Genomic DNA, 23,840 nt, shown 5'->3' on the forward strand with positions numbered 1-23,840 from the left:
GATTTTTATTGCCATATCTGCAAGTATCTATTTTCAGAATCTCTATCGGCTAAGGTCGTATTTGCTAAAAGCTAATCTTACCACAGCTGTGTTTTATGCATACCACACCTTTGTTCTTTTCTTACCACAGCTGTGGTAAGAAAAGAACAAAGGTGTGGTGAAGTTACGATTTAGTATCTCTGGAAGTAGTGTTTTGCCTTCTGGGCATTATTGTTTAGTGTCTCTTATTTAAAAACATTCTAAATTATTTGTGCCTTGCGGACATAAGTATTATCTTTGCCCCCAAAATAGAAAAGAAAGGCAGAAAGACTATGCGTTTGTCCGAATTGAATACCGGTGAAAAAGGTGTAATCGTAAAAGTGCTGGGACACGGTGGTTTCCGCAAACGGATTGTGGAAATGGGATTTATTAAAGGTAAAACAGTGGAGGTCTTGCTGAATGCCCCACTACGCGACCCTATCAAATACAAAGTAATGGGATATGAGATTTCTCTTCGTCGGCAGGAGGCTGAGATGATAGAGATTATCAGTGAGCAGGAAGCTAAGGAGCAGGCTGTGCAGCCCGATTACCACGAGGGGTTGGGCGAAAACATGCATCTGGGCGAAGATGAGCTGAAGCAACTGGCCCTCGGCAAACGCCGCACCATAAATGTGGCTTTGGTGGGAAATCCCAACTGTGGTAAAACTTCTCTTTTCAACATCGCTTCCGGTTCGCACGAGCATGTGGGCAATTACAGTGGCGTTACGGTAGATGCCAAGGAGGGGTATTTTGATTTCCAAGGTTACCACTTCCGTATTGTCGACCTTCCCGGAACCTATTCCCTCTCGGCCTACTCCCCTGAAGAAATCTATGTCCGCCGGCACATTATCAATGAAACGCCGGATATCATTATCAATGTTGTGGACTCTTCCAACCTGGAACGCAATCTCTATCTCACCACCCAGCTGATTGACATGAACGTGCGCATGGTGATTGCACTGAACATGTACGATGAGCTGGAAGCCAGTGGAAACACGCTGGACTATGTAAAGCTCAGCCAGTTGTTCGGAGTTCCGATGTTGCCTACGGTCAGCCGTAGCGGAAAAGGCATTGAACAGCTGTTCCATGTGATTATCAATATTTACGAAGGCGGCGACTTCCTCGACCATAAGGGCAGGATGCGCAGCGAGATATTGAGTGACCTTCGCAGCTGGCATCAGGAGTATGTTCCCGACCATGACTTCGGCAGCCATAAAGAAGAGATAGAACAGCCGCGTGGCTTCTACCGTCATATCCATATCAATCACGGTCCCGAGCTGGAACGTAGCATTGAGGAGGTGAAGCGCGTCATCAGCGTCAATGAGAACATCCGCCACAAATATTCCACGCGTTTCCTTGCCATCAAGTTGCTGGAGAACGACGAAGACTTGAAAAAGATTGTGGAGGAGTTGCCCAATGGAAAGGAGATTCTTGTTGTCCGCGACCGGGAAGAGGCACGGATTGCCGAGGTGGTGAACGAGGAGAGCGAGCAGGCCATCACCGATGCCAAGTATGGTTTTATAGCCGGTGCCCTGCGCGAGACCTATGTGGACAATCATCAGGATACGTCGCGCACTACTCAAATCATAGACTCAATCGTTACTCACCGTGTATGGGGTTATCCCATTTTCTTCCTTTTCCTTTATCTGATGTTCGAAGGCACCTTTGTGCTGGGCGACTATCCTATGCAGGGGATTGAATGGCTGGTAGGCGAATTGGGCGACCTGATATGCAACAACATGTCCGAAGGACCGCTGAAGGACCTTCTGGTGGATGGTATTATCGGAGGTGTGGGCGGTGTCATTGTTTTCCTGCCGAATATTCTGTTGCTCTATTTCTTTATTTCCTTGATGGAAGACTCGGGCTATATGGCACGTGCCGCTTTCATTATGGATAAGATTATGCATAAAATGGGGCTGCATGGAAAGTCTTTCATTCCGCTGATTATGGGCTTTGGGTGTAATGTGCCCGCCATTATGGCTTCGCGTACCATTGAGAACCGCAAGAGCCGTCTGGTGACGATGCTCATCAATCCGCTGATGTCGTGCAGCGCTCGTCTACCCATCTATTTATTGCTGGTAGGCGCCTTCTTCCCGAACAATGCGAGCTTTGTGCTGTTAGTAATCTATGCCATCGGCATTCTGTTGGCAGTGGTCATGGCACGTCTTTTCTGCCGCTTTCTGGTGAAAGGAGACGATACGCCGTTTGTCATGGAGCTGCCGCCTTATCGTATGCCGACGTCCAAGGCCATCTTCCGCCATACGTGGGAGAAGGGGGCGCAGTATCTCCGCAAGATGGGAGGCATCATTATGGTGGCATCCATCGTTATCTGGGCATTGGGATATTATCCCAACCACGATGAATATGAAAGTGTGACGGAACAGCAGGAGAATTCCTACATCGGCCGGATTGGTAAAGCCATGGAACCGGTCATCGAACCGTTGGGATTCGACTGGAAGCTGGGCATCGGCATCCTTTCCGGCGTGGGCGCCAAGGAGCTGGTGGTAAGCACGCTCGGAGTGCTTTATGCCGACGATGCCGAGGCAGATGCCGTAAGCTTGGGTGAACGCATTCCGATAACGCCCCTGGTGGCTTTCGGTTACATGGTGTTTGTGCTGATTTATTTTCCGTGCATCGCCACGTTGGCAGCCATTAAAGGGGAGTCGGGCAGTTGGAAGTGGGCCGTGTTTGCGGGGCTTTATACTACTGCGCTGGCCTGGCTGATGTCTTTCGCAATTTATCAGATAGGAGGTCTGTTTTTATGATGAATAGTTGGCAGGAGTGGGTAGTAGCCTTATTGTTGTTGCTCTGCGCTGTGCGGATTGGCATGAGTATTTATTCTTTTTCTCATCGGGTCAAAGAAAATGGTAATCCGTGTGATAGTTGTGCAAGTGGCTGTGAACTAAAGAATTTGTATGATAAGAAGCGTGCGGAGTGCAGTGGAGTGACGAAAAAAAAGAAGAAAAGTTGTTGCGGATAGTTGGTAGTTTCAAAAAAAGTGCTACCTTTGCATCCGCAAACGAGAAATAAAGAGTTCTTGTAAGAACCGGTACCTTGGATGAGTGGCTTAGTCAGCGGTCTGCAAAACCGTGTACGGCAGTTCGAATCTGCCAGGTACCTCGAAGAATAAAACTCCGAAACTGCTTTTTAAAAGTGTTTCGGAGTTTTTTGTTATAGGGAATTGTTTGCCCATTCTATAAAATATCATTCGCTGAATAGTTACAGCTTACTTATTAAAGATTGAATAAAATGAAAAAAGTTGGATTTCTGATTTTCTGTCTGTTTGCTATGTGCAGCATGGCAGGCAAGGCGCAGGATGTAGTGGCGGACAGTACCGGCTACATCGTTAAGGTAGGGGAGATGGCTCCAGATTTTACAGTGAAGCTGACGGATGGGAAAAGCATTACCCTTTCGGGACTTCGTGGGAAGGTGGTCATGTTGCAGTTTACCGCGAGCTGGTGTGGGGTATGCCGTAAGGAGATGCCTTTCATTGAGAAGGATATATGGCTGAAGCATAAGTCGAATCCGGATTTTATGCTGATTGGCATCGACCGTGACGAGCCGTTGGAGAAAGTGATTGCTTTTGGTAAGTCAACCGGAGTGACCTATCCTTTGGGGCTGGACCCGGGAGCGGATATATTTGCGAAGTATGCGCTCCGCAAGGCAGGCATCACACGCAATGTCCTAATTGATAAGGAAGGGCGTATTGTGAAGCTGACACGTTTGTATAACCCTGAAGAATTTGCTTCTCTGGTGAAGGAGATTGACGGGATGCTTTCTGAATAGCAGGCATAGGCAAGATATAAAAAAAAGAAGTGCCCCCTAAAAGTTTTTGTCTAACCTTTAGGGGGCACTTCATTTTATGCTTGTCGGGATAGTTTGGCAAGATAGTCATAATGTGTACCCTCTTTCACCAGTTTTGCAGTAAAGCCGTTTTCGGCAGCATAAAGGCTCAGGGTTTGGAAGTCGATGTAGAGCCAGTCAAAGGAGTCTCCTTTGACATTCTTGTATTGCATCTGGAAGTCTACCTCTCCGTAGTAATCACCGGCAAGGTCGATAACAATACTGCCATCTTCCTCTTCGAACAGATAGCTCAGGTTGCTGGAATCCATTAAAACGCAGCCTCCAGGCCGGAGCAGCAGCTTCATCTTCCGGAAAAAATCAGGCAGATTCTCCAACTTTCCGATAATGCCGGAACCGTTCATCAGCATCAGGATAGTGTCGTATTCATCGGCAAACTGTTCATTGAACAGATTGGTTTGTGACACGCTACGCACACCTCGCTGCTTCATCACCTCCACGGAAAGCGGGGAAATGTCGATGGCATGGACCTCTTTTCCGGCTTCTTGCAGGGCAAGGCTATGGCAACCGCTACCGGCACCCACATCCAGAATCTTTCCGGTCGCCATTTGCAGAGCAGTACGCTCCAGCAAGGGCATTTGCTTTTCTGTGCGGAATAGCTCTTCGACGGGAATTTCGTCCTCATCGAATTGTGAAGAGAACACGCGTAGGCGGTCGGCTTTATGCCGTTTAAAGTAATCGGCTATGGCTGCGCCCATCGGGTCCTTGTCGGCAGGCAATAAGGCTGTATTTATCATTTCTTATGTCTGTTAGCGCGTTTGCGGCGGATTTCTGCTTTCATTTTGGCTGAGGCGGAACCGTGTTGCCCGGTAATGTAGGTTTTCTTCTTGGCTTTGGTCTTTATCTTGTTTTCTTCTTTAGGTTTGTCCTTTTTGCCTTTGAAGACAATACCACCCATCATCGCTTCTTCTATACTCATATATTTCGTTGTTTTAGTGATGTAAAATATCATTTCTCCGGCAGTATCTCAATCCAATAGTCATCCGGGTCATTGATAAAGTACAGTCCCATTGCTGTGTTTTCGAAACATACCCATCCGTTTTCCTTATGGTATTGGCGTATGGCGTCGTAATTGCCGGATACGCGGAAGCAGAGGTGACTCTCGTTCTCTCCTAATTCGTAGGCTTGTGGGTGCTCCTTCAAGCAGGTCAGTTCCAGCAGAAAGCCGGTACTGCCGTCGGTCAGATAGACCAAAGTGAAAGAGCCGTCGGACGACTCTTTCCTATGATGTTCTTTCAGCCCCAGTGCCTTTTCGTAGAATGCGATGCTACGTTCCAGGTTGGTGACATTGATATTAAAATGGTCGAATTTACTTTTTATTTCCATTTGTTTATTCCTGATTTGATTATTTACAATTTGCAGTCTGCGTGTGCGGTCATTTGACCATTGCTTTCAGAATTTCGCCTACATACGTGCGTGGCATACCTTCCATCGTTGCCGGTGAAGGCAGCTTCTTACATTCCAGAATGACCGTAGGCTCTGTCTGTCCCGTAGGATAGAAACGGATGGTATAGCTTTCTGCTTTTTCCATTTGTTCATACGGCTGGTCGGGCGACAGTATGCTGAATACAACTGGTTTGCCGTTGACTTTGCCCAAAGAACCTCCGGAGTTTGCTGTCATCATGGTCATGTTGAAAGGCTCTTGGCCGATGACGATAACCAATTTGCCTGCTCCGGTCTGGATGGCATCGGCTGACAATTGCTCGGGGGCTATGGTTTTGTATTCTTGCTGCTGGCTCTTTTGGGCAGGAACCAGTGCGGCAGGTTTCTTGACTTGGGGCACTTCGATGACTTGGGCATCTTTCACGATGCCTTCGGATGCCTTTTCAGCAGCCTGGGCAGGTTCCACGGTAACTTGTTTCTTCGGGGTGATTACCGTCGGACCGGAATTGACGACAGCCTTCACCTCTTTCTTTTCTTCCTTCTTTTCTTCTACCGGAGCTTTGGCAGTGGTGGCGCTCAATGCTTCTGCTGCTCCCAGGCAAAGGTCATCAACGAAGTCTACGGTTTTTCTGCGCCACTTGGCAAGTCCGCGTACCAGTTTGGTCTTCGCCTTGTTCAAGGCATACTTGTCTACAATCCACTCCTCGGCGGTATATTTTTCTTTTCCTTCGCGGTAGTTAAACCGTATCTTTTCTACTTCGAGCACGCTCTTTTCGGGTTGGCAGGTCACAGTCAGCTGGTAAAGGATTTTGGTACGGTCTAATGACAGAGCCGTAGAACTGAATACAATCCATTCATCCCCGATACCTACAATTTGTCCTTTCTCTTTGTCTGAGAATACTACACGGCTGGTATTTTCATTCTCTTTCAGACGGGCATCCATCCAGCCGAGCAGACGTTCGTAGATTTCATCCTGAGACATGCCGGGGATGCTGAACTCTTTGGTGAATACCACTTTGCCGTCCACCTCGGGAACAGCACCGGCCAGATATTTACTGTCGTCCTTATCCTGCGCCTGCAGCATGGCCGGCAGACAAAGGCAAAACAGTGTAAAAAGAAGTTGTGTCAAATTTTTCATAATAGTATGTGTTTTAATTATTAATTTACGAATTATGGGCTACAAGTTGGGGAGTTCGAAACTTTCACCACGGTGTGCAATGCTCAGAAAGCGGCATCCCTTGCTCTCGGCAAACTGCCGGAAGGCGTTGCCTCCCTGATAATCTTCGCTGAAGTGCATCGGTACAAATATAGTGATTTTTATTCGTTCCACGAATTGTTCTGCTCCACGCATATAATCTTTTCCGATACGGCTGTCCACCGGAAACATGACTACATCTACGGCAGGTGCAGTTTGCTGCAGCTCTCTCACTTCGGCCAGAAAGTCACCTTCGGCCTTGCGTATTTCCTGCGGAGTAGATTCCTCGCTCCAGTGCCAGTTGTTTAGGTCACCGGCATGGAACAGTCGCCTGCCCTGCAGGTCTATCAGGAAGGAGATACCCACATCGGTAGAACCGAAGGCCTGGATACGGATATGTTCGTCTTCGTAGGTGTCGCCCTTATTGATGTAGGTGGCATCTTCCGCTGAGGCGCGGCGGTGCTTCAGGATGTCTTTGGAGAATATGTAGCGGATGTCGGGCCGCAGTTTTTTCCATGAAAGAACTTCGCGATTGAAGTGGTCGGGATGGAAATGCGAGCATAGTACGTAGAGTACGCCCGGCTTTTCCAAGAGATAGTCGTGCACGATACCTTTATTGAAAACCTCTTCCGAGGAATCTTTATAGTAATCGATAATGACCGTCACTCCGTCCGCTTCAATCGCGAAGCCGCTATGGTAGATGTAATCAAGTTTCATTTACGGATTGAATTATAGCGCAATATTACAAAAAACGCTACACAAACTTCCGGTTTAAGCTGTTATTTTATGCAAAAGCACGCTACATCGGTACTTCTATGAAGAGAATGTGAGAGTCTTTCAATGTTTCCAGCTCAAAACTGCCGGTTTCGTATACTCCCATTCCGTCACGGCGTGAGAGTATTGTGCCGTCCACTTTGACTTCACCCTCCATTACGAAGATGTAGACACCGGAATGCGATTGGTGCATGTGGTAGTCAATCTTCTTTCTGGCTTCTATTTCACCGATAGAGAACCAGGTCTGTTGTAGCAATCTGGCAGGAGCATCGCCGTCAGGGGATACTATTAGTGCCATTTCATTTTTGCGCAGAAGTGGACGTACGTCGAAGTCCTGGTATGCGGGTGGTGTGTTCAGCTTTTCGGGCATCACCCAGATTTGCAGGAATTCTACCGCTTCAGTGTCACTGCCGTTCATTTCGCTGTGGTAGATGCCGGTGCCGGCACTCATGGTTTGTATATCTCCCGGAGTGATGACGCGGCTGTTCTGATGATTGTCCCCATGTTTCAGTTTCCCTTTCAGGGGAATGGAGATGATTTCCATATTTTTATGAGGATGTGTGCCGAAGCCCTTTCCCGGAGCCACACGGTCGTCGTTCAGTACACGCAAGGCGCCGAAATTCATCCGGCGGGGATTGTAATACTCGTCGAAACTGAAGGTGTGGTGGCTGTCAAGCCAATCATATAGGGAATGACCTCTGCTGTCTGATTTGTCTATAACTTTTTTCATAATTTATTCCTTTTCTTAAAATGGTTTATGTACTAGTAACGCTTTGGAAAGCTATAAAGTTTAAAAACCGATGTCTAAGAATTTATAAATGAGTGGGGACTATGCCTTGACCTCGTTCTCCAGTGGCTTATGGTTCATAAAATCTTTGATGTTCTGCAAGGTTGTCGAAGCAATGTTTGCCAGTGCCTCGCGTGTGAAAAAGGCCTGGTGCGAAGTGACGATGACATTATTGAAGGACAGTAGCCGCGCCAGGGTATCGTCATCAATGATTTTGTCCGATTGGTCTTCATAGAAGTATTCGCTTTCCTCTTCGTACACATCCAGGCCGGCAGAGCCGATTTTCTTGTTTTTTAGTCCTTCAATCAGGGCGTTGGTATGGATGAGTTGTCCACGTCCGGTATTGATAATCATTACTCCGTCCTTCATTTTACTGATGGAATAGTCGTTGATGAGATATTTGGTCTGTTCAGTCAGCGGGCAGTGCAGGGAGATGATATCCGAATTGTGATATAGCTCATCCAGGCTGGTATATACCACTTGATGTTCACGGGCGAAATTATAGTCGGGATAGAGGTCGTAGGCAAGAATATTCATGCCGAATCCACGCAGGATACATATCAGTTTCTTGGCTATTTTTCCCGTGCCGATGATGCCTGCAGTTTTTCCGTACATGTCGAAGCCCAGAAGTCCGTGCAGCGAGAAGTTTCCGTCTCGTGTCCGCCAGGTAGCACGTGGAATTTTACGGTTGAGGGATAACATCAGGGCAACGGTATATTCTGCTACGGCATAAGGGGAGTAAGCAGGGACACGCACTACGGTAATGCCACGGTCGGCAGCTGCCTTTAAATCTACATTGTTGTAGCCGGCGCAGCGCAACGCCAATAATTTCACGCCGTTGTCTGCCATCAGACGGATAACTTCGGTATCGGCCGTGTCGTTCACGAAAATACAGACTGCGTCTACTCCTTGGGTTAAAATAACGTTGTGCTTGTTAAGATGCCCTTTATAGTAGCGGAGCTCAAAACCATATTCCTTGTTTTTTTCGTTGAAAGACGCTTCATCATAAGGTTTGCTGCCAAAAAATGCGATAGTGTATGCCATGGGATTTGTTGTTTTTTAAAATGTTACATAATTATAGGGAGATAACAAGTGGAAAGTTGATATGGTTCAGTGGCCGGAAGGATTCATAAAATGATAATTATTTCTATTTGTTTCATCAGAAACTATTTGGTATTTCAATTAAAGTTCTATATTAGGATAACTTTATGCACAAAATTCTTTTTCATGTGCAATATTATTGTACCTTTGCGCCCGAAAACAATTAAAAAAGATTTAGATGAGAAAATTTTCGTTGATTGGCATTGCGATGTTAATCGTTTCAATTCCAACTTTTGCGGGTGGTATCCTAACAAATACAAATCAGCATGTATCTTTTCTTAGAATGTTAGCGCGTGGTGCTTCCATTGATATTGACGGTGTCTATTCTAATCCGGCCGGTTTGGCCTTCTTGCCGGAAGATGGTCTCTATTTGTCTTTGAATGGACAAAGTGCTTATCAGACCCGTAACATAAAGGCGACATTTCCCTTGTTTATTGAAGATGGGAATACACGTTATTATAAAGGAAAAGCTTCTGCTCCTTTCATTCCTAGTTTTCAAGGTGCATATAAAAAAGGAGACTGGACTATTTCCGGTAGCTTTGCTGTTGTAGGTGGTGGCGGTAAGGCATCGTTTGATGATGGTTTGGGTATGTTCGATTCAATGGTGATGGGACAAGTCCATACTATTTCGGGTGGTCAAATCACTCCCAATATGTATTCTATCAATAGTGCAATGGATGGAAGCCAGTTTATTTATGGTGTGCAATTGGGGTTGTCGTATCAAGTTAATGATTGGTTAGGTGTGTTTGCCGGTGGACGTATGAATTATTTTACCGGTGGGTATGAAGGATTTCTGACTGCAACAGCACACAGTAATATTCCTACTTATGGTGGCATGGAATTGGTTGGTATCGATTTAGACTGCGACCAGACCGGCTGGGGATTGACCCCTATCTTGGGAGCTGATGTGAAGTTGGGCAAATGGAATATTGGGTTGAAGTACGAGTTTATGACAAGTCTTAATCTCGAAAATAAAACCAAAAAAGCTGAAGTGCGTGCAATGGGAACTGCTATGGGAGATGAAGGGAATCCTTTGGCTGACTATAAGGATGGTGTGAATACTCCGAGTGATATCCCTGCATTATTGACTGCAGCTGTTGGTTATGAATTCCTTCCTACGCTTCGTGCAACGCTGGAATATCACCATTTTTTTGATAAAGCGGCAGGGATGGCCAATGATAAGCAGAAAGCGTTGAAGCATGGCACACATGAAATTTTGATTGGTGCAGAATGGGATATAGCTAAACAGCTGACCATCAGTGGTGGTTATCAGCGTACAGATTATGGCTTGGCTGATGATTTTCAGAGTGATATAAGTTTTTCATGTGACTCTTATTCACTGGGGTTTGGTGCTGCCATCAAAATGACAAAGCATTTGACTATGAATATAGCCTATTTTTGGACAAACTATGATGATTATACAAAGAAGATAAGTGAAACCACCAAGAATGTTTATAGCCGTACTAATAAAGTGTTTGGTCTTGGTGTTGACTATAAGTTCTGATTTCACAATCCTACCTTTATATATTAAGAAGCCGTCTCAAATATCGATTTGAGGCGGCTTCTTTCTTATTTTATATTGGATTAGAAAGAATACTGTACAAGCAGGTTCATACGGTTGGCATGGTTGGTGGAATTGTCGAAGTTGGTGCGCCAGCCACGCAGATATTCAGCGCCTACCTGCATGTTCGGGGTTACGTTCCAGAATACGTTGGCTACGAAATACTGTCCGTAGCGGTAGGTACTTGGCAGGTCGTTGGGATAACCGTCTTCAGAGTAAAGGCGGGACATGCTGTAAGTGCTTGAAAGGAATACCTTTGGAGAAATGTTATATTGTAGACCTGCATACCAGCCCAGCATGGGCAATGCCTGCATTTTGCCTTCCTTTTCGGGATTGGGGACAATATCGACGTTCAGATTACTGATGTCATTCAGGTATTGCCCGATACCTTTACCATAGTTGATTTGTCCGAATGCCTGCCATTTTTTACCGAGGTTAAAGGTCGTTGAGGCTTGTACACCGTATCCGGTGACGCTGGAAGCCTTGTCCCTTTCCGTGCTGGTATATGTCATGCTGCGGATGATACCTCCTACACGCAGATGACTGCTGCTGTTCCAACTGTATTGTGCCGAAGCTGTGAAGTCCGGCATGCGTTGCTGGGCAATTTCGAATTGGCTGCTTGTTGTGCCGTCAACGGCAGGCGCCTCGATGGAAGCTTGGAAACGAAAGTCTTTCAGCCCTTTATAAGTATATGACAATTGTGTAGCGCGGTAGAACGTGGCACCGTTGGGCCCCTGGAAGTCAATGGTGGAGGGGAGGGCGCCTAAGTCCATGAAACCGCCGTAAGTATATCCCACCGTTATATTTCGGAATGACATATAAGCATTCCGTAGCTGGAATGTTTTGTCTCCTCCTCGGAAATTTCCGGCTGTATAGACTGTGAAGTCACCCAATAGCCGGGTGTGTCCGACTAATTTCAGAAAGATAGTGGCCGTACTGGCATCCATTTGAAATTGATTTTTGATTTTACTAATGCTTGGAATGTTGGCAGGAACAAAGTCAATATCATCCACAATACCTCCAAAATCATACTCGCCGGTGGCACGGACATACCCTCCGATACCCAGGGCGAATTTGCCTTGTTTGTCCATCAATAGGAAGCGGGGAGCTTTCGGGTCATGGATGTAAGGCAATTGTGACTCATTCATGATGCGGATAATCTCGTCGCCCGCTTTGTCGATGGTAACTATGACAATGCCGTTGGGGGCTTCGTCATCGATGATCTCTTTTTTTTGTGCATGGATAGTGGACAAGGGAAGTCCGGCTACGCACAACAGAAACATTGCTTTTAAGATTGTTTTCATTTAAGTTAGGTTTTGATGAATGTGCTTTCAACAACTTAAATGAAAAAAGGTTTTGTAGTCTTGGAGGAGGAAAGGAGGTTATTCCGTCAGTATTCTTGCCTTGAATGAAGATCGTATGCAAAATTACCCTTACCCTAATTTCCGGAATAACCTCCTGAGAATGTGTGTTAAGTTACTTATTTTTTCATGACGGCATTCCACAGCGCTTTGCGTAGAGTTCCCATAGTGTCATCGCCTTCATAATCCCAGAACATCATGCCTTTCATGCCATTTTTTAATATCCATTCACCTTTTGCGGCAATACTGCGGGGATTGTCGTAACCACAGTAGAAACTGCCGTTTTTGGTGACATAGGGGACATTGCCTTCTGTATCCCAATTTTCGATGACATAGCCGTCATCCTTACTCAGGTTGAGAATATCCCGATAATTGATGCTGCCGCCGGCATTGAAATCGGCTCTTCCGTAGAACGGAATTCCCAACACTAATTTGTCGGCAGATACCCCTGCATTCAGGTATTCGTCTACGGAACGCTGGCAGTCCCAGTAATTACTTGGCTTGTTCAATGCTGATTGATGCTGGGGGGCACCAACCAGATCATAGGCCATGATATTGACGAAATCTACATACGGGTCTACAGCCTTTACATCAATATATTTGTAGCCTTCGCCTTGGGGACGCTTGTCCATGCAATAACCTGCATAGGTCAATAGGGTGGACTGCCCCAACTCTGCACGCAAGTCTTTCATCAATAGGGTGAAGTTCTCCACATCTACCAACTCGTCATAGGCATTGCTGCTGAAAGTCATACCGGGAAATTCCCAGTCAATGTCAATACCGTCTATGCCCTCACTCAGAACAAAGGCTCTGCAGTCTTGTGCGAATTGCTTGCGCATTTCCGGACTCTTCGCCAGGGCGGAGAAGCCTCCGTCCTGGGAATTGTCAGAATTGGAAACGCTATTGGTAAAAGAGAGTAATATCTTCACATGTGGATACTGGCTCTTTATTTTCTTTACCTTATCAAAACGGGATTTATCACCTTGCAGGCCAAACTTTTCATAAATTCCGTTTTTAACATATAATTCTGCAAAAGCGTAGTTTATGTGGGTCAGGTATTTGGCATCGGGTATGGATGTGCCATAATAAGTGACGTAGCCCAATGCAACCCGGCCTGCAACCTGCTCGGCCATTTCGGTCTCGTTGTCTTCATTTCCCGGAGCTGGCAGTCCGGGAATGTAGTCGTCATTGTGACATGCGGCTACTAGAAAGACAGTAGCTATTATAAATAGCAGTTTCTTTTTCATAGAGAGTGCATATTATTCAGAATCGGTTCCTGCTTCAGTCTTGAAGTAAGCATACCAGCCGCTGTCGTCCCAATCCACACCACCGCTATACTTGCCGGGATGATAGATTGTGATATAGTTCTCATCCAGTGTCAGCAGCCAGAATTTGTTGCTGCCTACGCTTTGTCCGTTGTCGTCATAATTCCCTCCGATGGTGGGGATGCTCGTTATCAGTTCACCCAGTACTCCGTCTTCCGGTTTTTCGTGTGTGAAGGAGAAAGTACCTTCTGCCTTCAGGTTTCCGCTGGCATCATAGGTTTTCATCTTGTTTCCGTCGAATTCGAATACCATGGACTGGTCTCCCGCTTCGGCGGCAGTGACATTGGCCCACCAGGCAAAATTTGATTCGGGAGTATAGCCTGCACTGGTATATTTCCAGCCTCCATGAGCCCCCATATTGCAGACGGAACCCCAGCTGACTTCACGGAATTTCCAGGTCTTCTTGGCAGATTTGTCACTCTTGTCGGTTGCACCGGTGAAGTAAGTGGACCAATCGTCGAATACATTGGTCACAGTCACTACAACCGGATCTGTCTTGATAATCTGATTGGCGGAAATGCCCATATAGTAGATGGAATAGTCCGCATTGGACTCCATGATGACCGTAGCGTTGTCCGTGACCAGAGTCTTACTTTGTTTACTTCCTTCGCCCCCCCATTCTATGTGCCATGAACCGCCAATGTCCGGGCGGGAGTTTTTCAGGGCTATATACTGGTCGCCTTCCACTACTCCGTCTTGGTTGGGGAAGGGTTGGGTAATGGATATGGCGGCTTGTAATGCCTCTTTGGTTATGGGTGTACCGGCATCAGTCACATATTTGTCTCGCAAGTCTTCGTCTTCGATAGGATCGCATGCAGTAACGATGAAGGCTGAAGCAAGCATTGCTATCAATATTTTTGTTACTTTCATATTGTCTTTATTTATAGGTTAATACTCTTACATATTGTTCCAATCCGAGAACTGGGCAGATGCATCCCAGCCTGGATTCTGCTCAAGGACTCCATTGGAGATGTCGATTTCGTCTTGCGGAATGGGCCAGTAGCCTTGGGTTGCTTGTAGGCGTTTCTTATAGTCGAATTTTACCATCGGTACCACCGTAGCGGCATTTATTATATTGAACCCGGTCTGTTTGTTGAGTATGTCACCGGCTTCCTCAAGCGAAGGACCCGACCAGCGAAGGATATCCCACCAGCGGATGGACTCGAATGCAAGTTCCCAGCGGCGTTCCTGCTTGATGGCTTCCAGGGAGTAGGCCACCGGAGCCAAGTGGGAGCGGGCACGTACCTTGTTCAGACCCGTAGCGTCTTGTTTCAGCTCGGACTGCATGAGCAGAACGTCGGCAAAACGGATATGAATCAAGTCGGCAATTTGGAGTAGCTGTTGGGATGTCTGCGAAGATATTCCGGGGAACATCTGCTTGCCGAAAGGTTCGATTTTGCCTTCATTGTAGGAATTGATATTGATGTATTTTTTCTGGAAATAGCCGGTTTGTTCATAGTAACGATAGGATACGGTATATTCCGGTTCACCCTCGTCCATGGTGCAGTCCATCAGCACATTGCCGGCAACATTCGGATCAAGTGCTTTGTACGACCATATGGAACCGGTCAGACGGGGATCCTCCTTGTAACCGTCTGTATAGGTCTGCTTGGCGGCCCAGTCTTTCCATTCGTTGACCATGGCCGGAGATACTGGGCCAGCTCCCCAACCGGTGCCGAAGGGGTAGCTGTCTTTGTTGGAATAGTTGTCGGCAGACGGTGAATAGAATTGGGCGCAAGTGTTGGAGAACCAAGTATAGGTCCAGTCGGATTTCAGGTTATGCTTGTTGGCGAACAAAGTTTCGTCGGAACTGTTTCCTTCCCATTTCAAGTTATGGTTGATGACGTATTGGTAACGGAACCCTTCGGTATTGTCTTCGGTAGCATCGTTGGTATAGGCCCAAATGTTGCGTTGGTCGGACACCAGTTTATGACCGGAGTTGTTTACACAGTCATCTATCCAAGAGATGACCTCCTCTTTGGTAGTTCCGTTGGGAAGCTCGGTTTTTTCGTAGCGTCCGGTATAGAAAAGGAATACACGTGCCATCATGGCTTCGGCGGCATATTTTGTAGCGTGTCCGGTCATGTCTGAGCCTTTCGGATAAATCTTTGCGGGCATCATTTCGATAGCATTTTTCAAGTCTGCTGCAATCTGGGCGTAGATTTCGTCTACGGATGCACGCGGCAGGTTGGTGCTTTCCAGTGTGGTGCGTAAAGGAACTCCGCCAAAAACTTGTGCCAGTTCATAATAAGCCATGGCACGCAGGAAGTAGGACTCACCGAAAAGCCGGTTGCGTTCGCTCTCGCTGGACCATGATTTCACGTTCTCCATTGTGTTGATGGCATTGTTGGCACGGTTGATAAGGGTGTAGCAACGGTCCCAGATGCCGGCAAATGTATTCAGATTGCCACTGTACATAAGGAAGTTGGTGGCACAGTTGTTGGAGTAGGAGAGGTTGCCTCCCAGACAGTCGTCACCTGCCAACTGGGCAATGTAATACTGGGAAGAGGTTTCAGGACTTTCAAACAACAGATGGGCGTATATGGCCGTCACCATCTCTTGGGCATCCTTTTCTGTCTCCGGGAAGTTGGCGGTTGTCTTTTCGGTCAAAAGTTCCGAATCGAGGAAGTTTTCGCATCCTGAAAGAAGAATCAGTATTGCTGATGCTATGAATAATATCTTTTTCATAATTTCTTCGGTTAATTAGAATTTTACATTTAAGCCTATCATATAGGTACGTGCACTGGGGTAGTAGCCCAGGTCGATGCCTGATGCCCAACCATAATCGTCGCCGCCGTAACCGATTTCCGGGTCCATACCGGAATAGCCGGTGAAGGTAAAGAGGTTCTGTGCGGTCAGATACAGACGCAGCTGTTGTACCGGTAACTTTTTGAATGCTTTCTTGAAGTCGAACCCCACAGTGATGTTCTTTATCTTGAGATAGTCTCCATCTTCGATATAAATGTCTGATACTCTGTTCCAGTTGGAGCTGGAAGCGCTGGACAGTCTCGGGAACTTGTCGGACGTACCTTCGCCGTGCCAGCGTTGGAATATCTCTGCTGTATAGTTATTCAAGGGTGAGGAGGAGAAGTCACGATAACACTTCAGAATCTGCTGGCCGAATGCGCCGTAAGTAGTGATTGAGAAGTCAATGGCCTTCCAGCTGGCATTCAGGGAAAGTCCCATTGTCAGGTCGGGATTCGGGTTACCTATCATAGTACGGTCATTGGCATCGAGCGTACCGCTATTGTCGGTGTCTGCCCAGATTACGTCACCCGGCTGTGTCTTGTCGCCGTTCAGTTTCGGACCTTTGTAGTTGTCTATCTGTTCCTGGTTCTGGAATATGCCGTTACTCTTGTAGCCGTAGAAGTAGCCGATGGGTTTGCCTACTTCAGCACGGAAGCACTCTTCGGCTCCTTCCCACAGAACGCTGCCGCTACCGTGGATGATTCCGTCTTTGTTGGCAATCTTGGTCACTTCATTCTTGTTGTGAGCAAGGGTCAGGTTGGCTCCATATTGGAAATCCTTTCCGATGTTGTCGTTCCAGTGGAGTCCTACTTCAATACCCGTGTTCTTTACATTACCGCCATTGACGGACACTGCATTGGCACCGAAGGAAGAGAGTACCGGAGCCGTAACCAGCCAGTCTCTGGTATTTTTGTTATACCAGTCGAATTCAAAGCCCAGGCGGTTGTTCAAGAAGCGTGCATCGATACCGAAATTCAATTGCTCCTGTGTTTCCCAGGTAAGGTCCGGGTTGGTCAGTCGGTAGGCGTATGAACCGGTACTGATGAGGTCCATGGAGTCGCCGAACGTATAACCGCCATATCCGTTGTTGGAAGTTATCAGTGAAAGATATTGGAAAGTAGATACATTACAGTTACCGTTTTGCCCCCAGGAAGCGCGTAGCTTTAAGAAGTCCAGCCATTTGATTCCTGACATGAAGGACTCGTTGCTGATAACCCATCCGGCGGATACTGAAGGGAAGTATCCCCAGCGGTGTCCGCGGGCAAAAGTGGAGGAACCGTCCGCACGCATGATGACAGAAGCCATGTATTTCTCCTGGTAGTTGTAGTTGACGCGTCCGAAGAAGGAAGCGATGGAACCTTCCCCGTTAGGCTTGCCAGTCAAGGAGGACACACTGTTGGCGGTCAATGGAACATTGGACAAATAAGCGTGCTTGAAGTCATAGAAGTTTGAGCCTATGGCTGAACCGCTCATTTCTTCTCCCATACCCCATTTTTCAATACTCTGACCTACCAGGACGTCGATGTTGTGGTCATCGATATTGAAGATGTAGTTGGCTGTATTGTCCCATGACCAACGGTTATACATAGACATGGATTGGGTAACCTTGTCTTCTGCGTTGTTGAGTGACGCACTCAGATAATCGAATCTCGGCAAATAGGAACGATAACTGGAGGCTCCCATGATGTAACCGAACTGGCTCTTGATACGCAGGTTCTTGATGGGTTGCAGTTCTGCATAGAAGCTGCTCTGCATGTAATGGGACTTGCTTAGGTTCTGGTTCATATAGTAGTCCAGATAAGCTATCGGGTTTTTATTGGCTCCGTTGGAGATATCCCATTTGTAGTTGTCCTTTTCCTGGTCTGCGTAGAGGTAGTAGTCTCCGTCTGAATTGTAAGGGTGCATCAACGGGCTCATGATGAGCATATTGTGCACTCCGTTCCAATAAATGCCGCCGGTTCCGAATGAACCTTGCGTTTGCGAATATTTGTAGTTGATGGTTTCGCCTACTTTCAGGAAGTCAAGATTGCCTTTTTTCATGACTACGTGGTCCGAGTTGACGCGGAAGTTGTAGCGGTTCATTTCTGGAAATTCGCCGGGAACTCCCATGGTGGCTTCTTGGTTGGTGTATGAAATACCTATGGCATATCTGGAACGGTCTGTTCCTCCGGTGATGTTGACTGCGTGGTTCTGTACCAATGCATCTTCATTCAGCACTTCCTTCAGCCAGTTTGTCCCTTTCCATGTTCCGTTCTGTATGGCCTGCAAATCCCTTTCCGGAATATAGGTCGCCCAGTTGTACGGACTCAATCCGTCCATTACACGGCCTTCATCCTGCATCATCATGTACTCTTGGGCATTGAGGATAGTAGGGATTTTGTAAAGGTTCTGCACGCCGACATAGCCGTCGTAACTGACTTCGGCAACGCCGGTTTTACCTCGTTTGGTGGTAATCAGGATAACGCCGTTGGCAGCACGCGCACCATAGATGGCGGCAGAAGCGGCATCCTTCAAGACGTCCAAAGATTCAATGTCACTCGGGTTCAGTCCGTCGATGCTACCGTTGGCAACTCCATCTACCACATAAAGCGGGGAGAAGGTTCCGGTAGTACCGATACCGCGGATATTCACCTTAAAGCCCGAACCCAGGAAGCCGTTGTTTTGCGTGATGTTGACACCCGGTGACTGGCTCTGCAAAGCGCCCAGGGCATCCACAGTGTTCAGCTTGGCTATGTCTTCTCCTTTCACTTGTACAGTGGCGCCGGTGACAAGTTTCTTTTTCTGTACACCGTAACCGACAACAACTACTTCATCCAGTAGTTCGGAATCTTCTGTAAGGGTGATTTTCATGTTGGCATCTGCTTTGGCTTCCTGCGTCTTATAACCGATGTAGGAAATGACCAGGGTGGCACCTCTTTTTACGTTTAGCGAGAATTTACCGTATAAGTCGGTGGTAACTCCATTGGTAGTACCTTTTTCCAAGATACTTGCTCCGATGATAGGCTCTCCATTCTGGTCGACAATGATACCGCGGGCTGTTTGTGCCTGCATCTGTTCTGTCACTCCGAATGAATTTTCCGAGTAGGTCTCTATTGCCATGATTTTGCTGCTTCCTATAAATAGGGAGGCGATGGCAATTGCTGTGAGGATTTTGTTGTTCGATGTTCCTCGTTTACGATTTTCATTCATAATAGATGTTTTTTGTTTAAGCTAATGGATCTCAAAATAAATAGGTTGAATAGAAGATGACACTAATAGTGTCTTGGGGCTTTCGGGTAAATCATAGGCATTCATTGTTTTTCTAAGGTTACTATATATAATATGGTATATTCTTGGTTAATATCAATGTGCTTTCCAGAGCTTCCGGATTGTTGTTATCAAATATAATCCTAATTTTCATTATTTAAAATATAGAATCGCATGTATTAAAATATGTTGTCCATTATTTTATTTGCTTAAGAAATTTGCGTGAATGAAATCTTGTTTGAGGACAAACTTGGTTGCATGTTTTTGATTTTGTGCTAAAATCAGTTAATATATTGATTTTTATGCTATTGGTTTATGTTTTTTAAAACTATTGTAAATAATATTCTTGGTTTGGGAAATCTTATTTAAGTCTCGTTAACTAAATATGCACTGTCTGTAATTACTTCGAATAAAAAAAAGGAGCTTTGTCTTGCTTGAGTTTTAGTTAAAATATATGTTGTTTGTTCATTTGCAAAACTTGTTGTACCTTTGCAACCGGATTTAAAATGTATGATGCCGTGAATAGCGGTCGTGTATTCTAGAACACCACGTAAAAAACAGGAGTATGAAACAAAAAGTATCTGTACCTTTTATGTTGCTGGGCATTCTGTTCAATGTATGCCTGATTGCAGCCAATCTTCTTGAGACTAAAGTTATCCAGGTTTTTGGTATTACCGTAACAGCCGGATTGCTGGTCTTCCCGATTTCTTATATTATCAACGATTGCATAGCCGAGGTTTGGGGCTTTCGTAAAGCCCGCCTGATTATCTGGAGCGGTTTTGCCATGAACTTTTTTGTGGTAATGCTGGGACTGATAGCCGTGGCGTTGCCTGCCGCCCCTTTCTGGGATGGTGCCGCGCATTTCAATTTCGTTTTTGGAATGGCGCCCCGTATTGTCATAGCCAGTCTGACGGCATTCTTGGTGGGCTCTTTTCTGAATGCCTACGTAATGAGCCGCATGAAACTGGCAAGCAACGGGCGTAATTTCTCCGCACGTGCCATTTGGTCGACGGTGGTTGGTGAGACGGCAGACTCGTTGATTTTCTTTCCGGTTGCGTTCGGAGGAATCATTGCATGGCGGGAGTTGCTGGTGATGATGTGTATCCAGATTCTGCTGAAGTCCATGTACGAGGTATTGATACTGCCTGTGACTATCCGTGTGGTAAAAGCTATTAAGCGGATAGACGGTAGTGATGTCTATGATGAAGGCATCTCCTATAAAGTATGGAAAATAGGCGATATTTAAAGCCCCTTACCCGTAGTGAGGGGAAATCAGTTATTATGTCAAACAAATAATTAGCAATGCCCTCTCTGTTTCCCTCCCTACGGGGGAGGGCAAGGGGAGAGGCTTTTAACAAGATGAATAGGGACACTGCTTTGGTGGTATTCAGTGGCGGGCAGGACTCGACCACTTGCCTCTTTTGGGCAAAACGTGAATTTAAGAAAGTGTATGCGCTGAGTTTTCTGTATGGACAGAAACATCAGAAGGAAGTGGACTTGGCGAGGGCCATTGCCCGTAAGGCAGGTGTGGAGTTCGAAGTAATGGATGTTTCCTTTATCGGCCGGCTGGGACATAACTCATTGACAGATGCCGGCATGGAGATGGACCAGGAGAAGCCGGCAGACAGCTTTCCGAATACTTTTGTGCCGGGACGCAATCTGTTTTTCCTGAGTATAGCCGCCGTCTACGCCCGCGAGCGGGGGATTAGTCATATTGTGACGGGGGTGTCGCAGACCGATTTCAGCGGTTATCCCGATTGCCGGGATGCTTTCATCAAGTCGCTTAACGTGACGCTGAACCTGGCTATGGACGAGCAATTCGTACTGCACACACCACTGATGTGGATTGACAAAGCGGAGACCTGGGCGCTGGCAGACGAGCTTGGAGTGCTCGAACTTATACGTCACGAAACGCTGACTTGTTATAACGGTATCCCGGGAGATGGTTGTGGACACTGCCCGGCATGCACGTTGCGCAGAGAAGGATTGGAAAAGTTTTTGGCTTCTACTAAATGAGGCACACTTGTATCACTAAAAATATATGGCTATGACAGAATTGAAAGACCAACTTTCCCTTTTGGGGAGAAAGACAGAATACCGTCAGGACTATGCCCCCGAAGTATTGGAGGCATTTGATAACAAGCATCCCGGCAATGACTACTGGGTGCGTTTCAACTGCCCCGAATTCACCAGCCTCTGTCCCATCACGGGGCAACCGGACTTTGCAGAAATCCGTATTTGCTATATCCCCGATGTCAAGATGGTAGAGAGCAAGAGTTTGAAACTCTACTTGTTCAGCTTCCGCAATCATGGTGCTTTCCACGAGGATTGCGTGAACATCATAATGAAAGACCTCATTCATTTGATGAACCCTAAGTATATTGAGGTGACGGGTATCTTCACCCCGCGCGGAGGCATCTCCATTTATCCGTATGCCAATTACGGACGTCCCGGCACGAAGTTCGAGCAGATGGCAGAGCATCGTTTGATGAACCGTGAATGAGGACTGTTTTTGAAGGCCTCCGTAAATAATAAAGGGAGGCTTTGGGAGCAAATGATTGTTGCGCCGCTATATTTTATATTCTTGCTTACTAAAAACTATTCGTCCGACATATGTTTAATTATCGTCCAACAGCTATCGGACGATAATTAAACATATGTCGGACGATAATGTAACGACTGTCGGACGAATAGTCTTTAGTCAATGAAACATTAACCTGCTACCATCTTGGAAAGAATCTTTCCTATAGAGGATAGTAGGGGATGACTTTTGCAAAGATATAGACGATTCTTTAATAAAAATAGCGCCTTTTCCCAAAGACGCTATTCCCTCTTTATGACTTATTCACTACAAAGGGTTATTTTATTCTTTTGTAGCCATAGACAGCAAGGTTACCCAGTTCTTCTTCGATGCGCAACAGTTGGTTGTACTTCGCCATGCGGTCGGAGCGGCTCAGAGAACCGGTCTTGATTTGTCCGCTGTTGGTGGCAACGGCAATGTCTGCAATGGTGGCGTCCTCGGTTTCGCCGGAACGGTGAGAAGTCACTGTGGTATAACCGTGGCGGTGTGCCATTTCGATAGCATCCAGCGTTTCACTGAGTGAACCGATTTGATTGACTTTGATAAGGATGGAATTGGCGCAGCCCATGGCAATGCCTTTTTCAAGGAATTCCACGTTAGTCACGAACAGGTCGTCGCCAACCAGCTGGCAACGGTTGCCGATGCGTTCGGTCAACTTCTTCCAGCCTTCCCAGTCGTTTTCGCTCATGCCATCCTCGATGGAGTCAATCGGGTAGTTATTAATCAAATCTTCCAAGTAAGCTATTTGTTCGTCGGCAGTACGTTTTTTACCATTTTCGCCTTCAAAGATGGAGTAGTCATAGATACCGTTCTTAAAGAACTCGGATGAGGCACAGTCCATACCGATTTTCACATCCTTGCCCGGTTCGTAGCCGGCAGCCTTGATGGCGCTCATGATGGAGTCCAGCGCATCTTCTGTGCCTGCCAGTGCCGGTGCAAAACCGCCTTCGTCACCTACGGCAGTGCTGAGGCCGCGGTCGTGCAACACTTTTTTCAAGGCGTGGAATACTTCGGCTCCCATGCGCAGGCCTTCACGGAAGGAAGAGGCGCCTACCGGCCGAATCATAAATTCTTGGAAAGCGATAGGAGCGTCGCTGTGTGAACCTCCATTGATGATATTCATCATCGGGACCGGCATTACGTAGGTATTTACTCCACCGATATATCTGTATAAAGGTATATCGAGATAATTGGCGGCGGCTTTGGCTACTGCCAGTGAGACACCCAGAATGGCATTGGCACCCAGCTTGGATTTGGTAGGCGTGCCGTCCAACTCAAGCATCTTGTGGTCGATGGCACGCTGTTCCAGTGACGACCAGCCAATCAGTGCCGGTGCGATTATCTTGTTGACGTTTTCTACTGCTTTCAGTGTACCTTTACCACCGTAGCGTTGCTTGTCGCCATCGCGAAGTTCCAGCGCTTCGTGCTCGCCGGTAGAAGCACCGGAAGGCACTGCTGCGCGTCCCATAACACCACATTCCAGAATAACGTCCACTTCTACTGTGGGATTGCCGCGTGAATCAAGGATTTCACGGGCTACAATCTTTTCAATTTTCATACTTAAACTTTAATAATTTATTGTCCGTTGTCTTGTTTTAATTTGCAGCAAAGGTCGTACAAAAAGGCATATTGGGCAATACCTATAAATAGGGGTTTTTCATTTCCCGGCTCCTCTTTTTTTAGATTTATTATTGATAATACCCATCAATGGTGATTGCGTAATATGATATATACGATAAATCCACTCCATATAATTACCTACAATAAGCGATTGCACAGCTGGCTGTTAATAATGACCTTTGCACCGGTTTACTAACAACATTATAATTATTATAAAATTGAAAGCATATACACTTAAATTCTCGCTGCTGTTTTTCCTTCTGTTGGCTTCTCTGTCTG

At 46.5% G+C, this 23,840-nt stretch carries 20 protein-coding genes and 1 tRNA gene; 8 read left to right on the forward strand and 13 right to left on the reverse strand.

What is annotated here, in order from left to right:
• The first annotated feature begins 311 nt into the window (after nt 1–311).
• The 4 genes from feoB to DW947_RS16450 all read left to right on the forward strand — a co-directional run bounded on the left by feoB (nt 312) and on the right by DW947_RS16450 (nt 3,804).
• Nucleotides 312–2,783: a ferrous iron transport protein B gene (gene feoB / locus DW947_RS16435; protein WP_117963303.1), complete on the forward strand. Its 2,472-nt coding sequence runs from the start codon at nt 312–314 to the stop codon at nt 2,781–2,783.
• On the forward strand, nt 2,783–2,998 hold the full coding sequence (locus tag DW947_RS21910; RefSeq protein WP_369739527.1) for a hypothetical protein: 216 nt from the start codon (nt 2,783–2,785) through the stop codon (nt 2,996–2,998). The genes feoB and DW947_RS21910 overlap by 1 nt, the downstream gene beginning before the upstream one ends.
• Nucleotides 2,999–3,066: 68 nt before the next feature.
• Nucleotides 3,067–3,138, forward strand: a tRNA-Cys gene (locus DW947_RS16445).
• A gap of 129 nt (nt 3,139–3,267) precedes the next feature.
• The gene (locus DW947_RS16450) at nt 3,268–3,804 is read left to right on the forward strand and encodes a TlpA family protein disulfide reductase (RefSeq protein ID WP_005831535.1); all 537 of its coding nucleotides are present in this window, start codon (nt 3,268–3,270) and stop codon (nt 3,802–3,804) included.
• A 74-nt stretch (nt 3,805–3,878) separates the two neighbouring features.
• Here DW947_RS16450 and DW947_RS16455 read toward each other — a convergent pair whose 3' ends face one another.
• From DW947_RS16455 to DW947_RS16485, 7 genes are all read right to left on the reverse strand, one after another.
• Complete coding sequence (locus tag DW947_RS16455) at nt 3,879–4,616, reverse strand: class I SAM-dependent methyltransferase (protein WP_022402010.1); 738 nt, start codon at nt 4,614–4,616, stop codon at nt 3,879–3,881.
• Complete coding sequence (locus DW947_RS16460) at nt 4,613–4,798, reverse strand: hypothetical protein (RefSeq protein WP_008664928.1); 186 nt, start codon at nt 4,796–4,798, stop codon at nt 4,613–4,615. Before DW947_RS16460 ends, DW947_RS16455 begins: the two co-directional genes overlap by 4 nt.
• Before the next feature lie 29 nt (nt 4,799–4,827).
• Nucleotides 4,828–5,205 carry a VOC family protein gene (locus DW947_RS16465; RefSeq protein ID WP_119958570.1) on the reverse strand — a complete coding sequence of 126 codons (378 nt, stop codon included), beginning with the start codon at nt 5,203–5,205 and terminating at the stop codon, nt 4,828–4,830.
• Between the two features lie 49 nt (nt 5,206–5,254).
• A complete protein-coding gene (locus tag DW947_RS16470) occupies nt 5,255–6,400 on the reverse strand; it encodes a DUF4468 domain-containing protein (RefSeq protein ID WP_044468423.1) in 1,146 nt (381 codons plus the stop codon).
• 39 nt (nt 6,401–6,439) lie between these two features.
• The gene (locus DW947_RS16475) at nt 6,440–7,174 is read right to left on the reverse strand and encodes an MBL fold metallo-hydrolase (protein ID WP_057097809.1); all 735 of its coding nucleotides are present in this window, start codon (nt 7,172–7,174) and stop codon (nt 6,440–6,442) included.
• Nucleotides 7,175–7,256: 82 nt separating this feature from the next.
• Nucleotides 7,257–7,961 (reverse strand): pirin family protein, encoded by a 705-nt coding sequence (locus tag DW947_RS16480; protein WP_117963291.1) that lies wholly within the window; start codon nt 7,959–7,961, stop codon nt 7,257–7,259.
• A 99-nt stretch (nt 7,962–8,060) separates the two neighbouring features.
• Nucleotides 8,061–9,062 carry a 2-hydroxyacid dehydrogenase gene (locus DW947_RS16485; protein WP_005831522.1) on the reverse strand — a complete coding sequence of 334 codons (1,002 nt, stop codon included), beginning with the start codon at nt 9,060–9,062 and terminating at the stop codon, nt 8,061–8,063.
• 235 nt (nt 9,063–9,297) lie between these two features.
• Between DW947_RS16485 and DW947_RS16490 the strand changes: the two genes are divergently transcribed.
• Nucleotides 9,298–10,623: an OmpP1/FadL family transporter gene (locus DW947_RS16490; protein WP_005831520.1), complete on the forward strand. Its 1,326-nt coding sequence runs from the start codon at nt 9,298–9,300 to the stop codon at nt 10,621–10,623.
• Nucleotides 10,624–10,703: 80 nt separating this feature from the next.
• Here the strand turns inward: DW947_RS16490 and DW947_RS16495 are convergent, their stop codons facing one another.
• The 5 genes from DW947_RS16495 to DW947_RS16515 all read right to left on the reverse strand — a co-directional run bounded on the left by DW947_RS16495 (nt 10,704) and on the right by DW947_RS16515 (nt 19,303).
• The gene (locus tag DW947_RS16495; RefSeq protein ID WP_009038185.1) at nt 10,704–11,984 is read right to left on the reverse strand and encodes a hypothetical protein; all 1,281 of its coding nucleotides are present in this window, start codon (nt 11,982–11,984) and stop codon (nt 10,704–10,706) included.
• Between the two features lie 176 nt (nt 11,985–12,160).
• Complete coding sequence (locus tag DW947_RS16500) at nt 12,161–13,288, reverse strand: glycosyl hydrolase family 18 protein (protein WP_009038186.1); 1,128 nt, start codon at nt 13,286–13,288, stop codon at nt 12,161–12,163.
• Nucleotides 13,289–13,300: 12 nt separating this feature from the next.
• The gene (locus DW947_RS16505; protein WP_057097813.1) at nt 13,301–14,236 is read right to left on the reverse strand and encodes a hypothetical protein; all 936 of its coding nucleotides are present in this window, start codon (nt 14,234–14,236) and stop codon (nt 13,301–13,303) included.
• Between the two features lie 27 nt (nt 14,237–14,263).
• A complete protein-coding gene (locus DW947_RS16510; RefSeq protein ID WP_005832449.1) occupies nt 14,264–16,054 on the reverse strand; it encodes a RagB/SusD family nutrient uptake outer membrane protein in 1,791 nt (596 codons plus the stop codon).
• 15 nt (nt 16,055–16,069) lie between these two features.
• Nucleotides 16,070–19,303 carry a SusC/RagA family TonB-linked outer membrane protein gene (locus DW947_RS16515; RefSeq protein ID WP_016274293.1) on the reverse strand — a complete coding sequence of 1,078 codons (3,234 nt, stop codon included), beginning with the start codon at nt 19,301–19,303 and terminating at the stop codon, nt 16,070–16,072.
• A 622-nt stretch (nt 19,304–19,925) separates the two neighbouring features.
• On the opposite strand from DW947_RS16515, the gene DW947_RS16520 reads away from it, so the two are divergent.
• The 3 genes from DW947_RS16520 to queF all read left to right on the forward strand — a co-directional run bounded on the left by DW947_RS16520 (nt 19,926) and on the right by queF (nt 21,863).
• Nucleotides 19,926–20,606 (forward strand): queuosine precursor transporter, encoded by a 681-nt coding sequence (locus DW947_RS16520; protein WP_005831504.1) that lies wholly within the window; start codon nt 19,926–19,928, stop codon nt 20,604–20,606.
• Nucleotides 20,607–20,719: 113 nt separating this feature from the next.
• Nucleotides 20,720–21,376 carry a 7-cyano-7-deazaguanine synthase QueC gene (gene queC, locus DW947_RS16525; protein ID WP_117959265.1) on the forward strand — a complete coding sequence of 219 codons (657 nt, stop codon included), beginning with the start codon at nt 20,720–20,722 and terminating at the stop codon, nt 21,374–21,376.
• A 31-nt stretch (nt 21,377–21,407) separates the two neighbouring features.
• Nucleotides 21,408–21,863: a preQ(1) synthase gene (gene queF, locus DW947_RS16530; RefSeq protein WP_008664917.1), complete on the forward strand. Its 456-nt coding sequence runs from the start codon at nt 21,408–21,410 to the stop codon at nt 21,861–21,863.
• 355 nt (nt 21,864–22,218) lie between these two features.
• On the opposite strand, the gene eno is transcribed toward queF, so the two are convergent.
• Complete coding sequence (eno, locus tag DW947_RS16535; RefSeq protein WP_117963285.1) at nt 22,219–23,499, reverse strand: phosphopyruvate hydratase; 1,281 nt, start codon at nt 23,497–23,499, stop codon at nt 22,219–22,221.
• Nucleotides 23,500–23,840: the final 341 nt, after the last annotated feature.

The sequence above is a fragment of the Bacteroides sp. AM44-19 genome (genome assembly GCF_003603395.1).
In the GTDB taxonomy this organism is placed as follows: Bacteria; Bacteroidota; Bacteroidia; order Bacteroidales; family Bacteroidaceae; genus Bacteroides; species Bacteroides uniformis.